The 4,574-nt window shown below is 50.0% G+C and carries 3 protein-coding genes; all 3 read right to left on the reverse strand.

Translation table 11 applies throughout. The features are described from left to right. The coding region (locus ACO6V1_RS22515; RefSeq protein ID WP_422468701.1) for a hypothetical protein at positions 1-691 on the reverse strand (691 nt) is incomplete at its 3' end. Positions 692-796: 105 nt separating this feature from the next. Next, positions 797-4,039 (reverse strand): DUF1601 domain-containing protein, encoded by a 3,243-nt coding sequence (locus ACO6V1_RS22520; RefSeq protein ID WP_422468703.1) that lies wholly within the window; start codon positions 4,037-4,039, stop codon positions 797-799. Positions 4,040-4,144: 105 nt separating this feature from the next. Next, a partial coding sequence (locus ACO6V1_RS22525) for an RAP domain-containing protein (protein WP_422468705.1) occupies positions 4,145-4,574 on the reverse strand: 430 nt, incomplete at its 5' end.

The raw sequence follows: 4,574 nt of genomic DNA on the forward strand, positions 1-4,574 counted from the left end.
TGGCCTTGTTGAATTCTGGTGTCTGCTCCTGCCCGTTATCCACCAGTTTCGTCATGGCCCACAGCAGGTTGGCGATTCCCTGGGCATCAATCTCCCATGCTTCAGCTTTTTTGTTGCACTTGAATATTATTGCATCCAGTAGCGTTGACAATAAGGCAGCTTGAGTACGCTTAACACGCTCATCCATGGGTTTATGAGGGGTAAAAACACCCGCTGAAGTCAATGAGTGAAGTGTTGTCGTCAGGCTTCGCCAATTCCAGCTCCGTGTTGCAGTAAAATTTTGCAGCAAACGCATCAGCTGGCTTTGTTCTGTTCGATTTAACGGTCTTTTAGCAGCTGATGAGTATTTTTTAATTGAACTGGCATACTGACCGTGATTTCTCCCATCATAGCGATGACCGAAACGTTCCGATTTACTCACCAGATCATCCATTACTTCCTGTTTGATGAGGGCATTAAAATCTTGAGTCGGGTTGACGGAACGGCGCACTAGATATTGAGAAGAGCATGGGCCTGAAGAATGGTAAAATTCATTATGCCACGGGGTAGGGCGGAGGGGGTTATTCCGATGTCTGACTGTACACTGTCTATACCGTCCACGCCTTGAAGCAGCAGCAGACTCATCCGGTTGGTTGTCATCATTACCTGATCTTGCGTATTTACCACTGATACCAGCAGAACTTCTATCCATAATTTTATTTCATTAATTCATGAAAATATAAAAAGCAGACTGCTGTTCTGCTCAGAAGTTCATTTTGCGGAAAAGTTTACTTGAGTCATGATGGGAGGAAGGCGATTACTGGCTGTTTGTTTTCTTCCTCTTTGCCGGGTTGATTTGCTCTGCTAAATGTTCTTCACCAGTCACGTATGCAGAATCTGTCCACCCTCTTTTAAGTGGTACAGAGGCATGACCTTGTGGCGGGATGCCTATCCTGGTCTTGATTTGATCAATATAGGGTTTCATTAAATCGTTGTTCAAAAGCTGGTTAGTCGGGATTTCAATGACCTCAAATCCTGCTTTTTGCAACAGTGCGATTTTAAGCAAAGTCGAACCATTCCTGGTGTTGAAATCACCACCCACGTAATGAGACGGTCCCTGAACTTCAATCACCATGTTGTGATCTGGCAGTAGCAGGTCAACCGGAGGTAATGAATTCAGACTCTTTTCCTCTTCGATCGTCAAAGCTGGAATAGATGATTTGAGTTGATCACGGAAGTCGACCTGGTTTTTTGAAATGGTTGTCTGGAAATGGCGGACGACCAAACAGGTTCTGCCAAGCCAACTTGCAGCCATGGCAAGGATGGATTGATCCTCTCCATTATCTGGCGATGTATTTTCCAGACGAATGAACAGGTCATCCATGTGTTTTTCAAATAGGTTATTTTTATTGGTATTAGAGTCCAGAAACAACCTGGCACAGCATACCATTACTCCCCAGAGAGACATCGATATCTCTTTCTGAGAAAACTGAAGGTTCTTACTGATTCGATAGAGAAGCGATTCGAACGTAGAGGTAACCACGTTCAGCTCAACGAGTTCACCCAGTTTGGCCGTGGCCCACAGCAGGTTGGCAATACCCTGGGCAGTAAATTGATCTTTCTGTGCGTTCACGAGGGGCAACAGCGAGATCACAACCTCGTTGAGCCCTGGTGTCTGCTCCTGCCCTTTATCCACCAGTTTCGCCATAGCCCACAGCAGGTTGGCGATTGCCTGTGGTGTAAAGTTAGTTTTCTGTGCGTTCACGTAGGGCAACAGCGCGGCCGCGGCCTCCATGAGCCCTGGTATCTTCTCCTGCCCGCTGTCCACCAGTTTTGCCATGGCCCACAGCAGGTTGGCGATGTCCTGGGCATTAAATTGGGCTTTCTGTGCGTTCATGTGGGGCAACAGCCCGGCCACGGCCTTGTTGAGCTCTGGTGTCTGCTCTTGCCCGTTGTCCACCAATTTCACCATGGCCCACAGCAGGTTGGTGATTTCCTGAGGTTTAAAGTTGGCTTTCTGTGCGTTCATTTGGCACAACAGCGCGGTCACTGCTTCTTTTAGCTCTGGTGTTCGCTCCTGCCTGCGGTCCACCAGTTTCGCCATGGCCCACAGCAGGTTGGCGATTTCCTGTGGTTTAAAGTGAGCTTTCTGTGCATTAATGTGGGGCAACAACGCCGCCACGGCCTCGTTGAGACCCGACGTCCGCTCCAGCCCGCTGCTCACCAGTTTCGCCATGGCCCAAAGCAGGTTGGCGATATGCTGAGGAATAACTTGGTCTTTGGGTGCGTTCACGTGGGGCAACAGTGCGGCCACAGCGTCCTTGAGCTCTGGTGTTTGCTCCAGCCCGCTGTCCACCAGTTTCGCCATGGCCCACAGCAGGTTGGCGATATCCCGGGCATTAAATTGGTCTTTCTGAGCGTTCACATGGGGCAACAGCGCGGCCACGGCCTCTTTGAGTCCTGGTATGTGCTCCTGTCCGTTGTCGACCATTTTTGCCATGGCCCACAGCAGGTTGGCGATACCCTGAGGAACAAATTGGTCTTTCTGTACGTTTACGTGGGGCAACAACACGGCCACAGCCTCTTTGAGTTCTGGTGTGTGCTCCTGCCCGTTGTCCACCAGTTTCGCCATGGCCCACAGCAGGTTAGCGATACCCTGTGGTGTAAAGTTGGCTTTCTGCGCACTCATTTGGGGCAACAGCGCGGCCACGGTTTGGTTAAACCCTGGCGTCCACTGTGGCCCGTTGTCCACCAGTTTCGCCATGGCCCACAGCAGGTTGACGATATGCTGAGGAATAAATTGGTTTTTCTGTGCGTTCACGAGGGGCAACAGGGTGGCCACGGCCTCGTTTAGCTCTGGTGTCCGCTCCAGCCGGTTGTCCACCAGTTTCGCCATGGCCCACAGCAGGCTTGCGACTTCCTGTGGTTTAAAGTCAGCTTTCTCTGGGTTCACTTGTGGCAACAGCACGGCCACGGCCTCGTTGAGCCCTGGTGTCCGCTCCAGCCGGTTGTCCACCAGTTTCGCCATGGCCCACAGCAGGTTGGCGATATGCTGAGGAATAAATTGGTTTTTCTGTGCGTTCACGAGGGGCAACAGGGTGGCTACGGCCTCGTTGAGCCCTGGTGTCCGCTCCAGCCGGTTGTCCACCAGTTTCGCCATGGCCCACAGCAGGTTGGCAATACTCTGGGCGTTAAGTTGATTTTTCTGTGCGTTCAGGAGGGGCAGCAGGGCGGCCACAGCATCTTTGAGCCCAGGTGTCCGCTCCAGCCCGTTGTCCACCAGTTTCGCCATGGCCCACAGCAGGTTGGTGACTTCCTGTGGTTTGAAGTGAGCTTTCTGTGTGTTCACGTGGGGCAACAGCGCGGGCACGGTCTCGTTGAATTCTGGTGTCTGCTCCAGCCCGTTGTCCACCAGTTTCGCCATGGCCCACAGCAGGTTGGCGATTCCCCGGGCATCAATGTCCCGGGCTTGAGGTTTTTGGTTGCACTTGAATATTATTGCATCAAGTAGCGTTGACAATAAGGCCGCTTGAGTAAGCTTGACACGCTCATCCATGGGTTTATGAGGGGTAAAAACACCTGCAGAAGTCAATGAGTGAAGTGTTGTCGTCAGGCTTCGCCAGTCCCAACGCCGTGTTATGGTAAAATTTTGCAGCAGACCTATCAGCTGGCTTTGTTCCGCTCGATTTAACGGTCTTTTCGCAGCGGATGTGTATTGTTTAATTGAATTGGCATACAGGCCGTGATTTCTCCCATCATAGCGATGACCGAAACGGACCGATTTACGCACCAGATCATCCATTATTTCTGGTTTGATGAGCGCATTAAAATCTTGGGCAGGGATTATTGAACGGCGCTGTAGATGTTGAGAAGGGCATACGGCAGGAGATTGGTAAAATTGATTACACCCCGGTGTAGTGCGTGGAGTATTATCCCACTGTCTGACTGTGGCATGTCTATATCGTCCACGCCTTGATGAAGCGGCATGGTCATCTTGTTGGTTGTAACCATTACCTGATCTTGCGTAATGACCACTGATACCAGCAGAACGTCTATCCATAATTATATTTCATTAATTCATGAAAATATAAAAAGCAGACTGCTGTTCTGCCCAGAAGTTCATTTTGCGGAAAAGTTTACTTGAGTCATGATGGGTGGAAGGCGATTACTGGCTGCCTGTTTTCTTCCTCTTTGTCGGGTTGGTTTGCTCTGCTAAATGTTCTTCACCAGTCACGTATGGAGCACCTGCCCACCCTCCTCTTTTAAGTGATACAGAGCCATGCTCCTGTGGCGCGATGCTTACCCTGATCTTTATTTGATCAATATAGGGTTTCATTAAATCGTTGTTCAAAAGCTGGTTAGTCGGGATTTCAATGACCTCAAATCCTGCTTTTTGCAACAGTGCGATTTTAAGCAAAGTCGAACCATTCCTGGTTTTGAAATCACCACCTACGTAATGAGAGGGGCCCTGAACTTCAATCACCATGTTGTGATCTGGCAGAAGCAGGTCAACCGGAGGTAATGAGTTCAGACTCTTTTCTTCTTCGATCGTCAAAGCTGGAATAGATGATTTGAGTTGATCACGGAAGTCGACC

This window comes from Endozoicomonas sp. ALC013 (assembly GCF_049310205.1).
Classification (GTDB): Bacteria; Pseudomonadota; Gammaproteobacteria; order Pseudomonadales; family Endozoicomonadaceae; genus Endozoicomonas.

Bases quoted from the DNA above. Each gene is read 5' to 3' on its own strand.
- ACO6V1_RS22520 (WP_422468703.1), bottom strand. From the start codon at position 4,039: ATGGATAGACGTTCTGCTGGTATCAGTGGTCATTACGCAAGATCAGGT.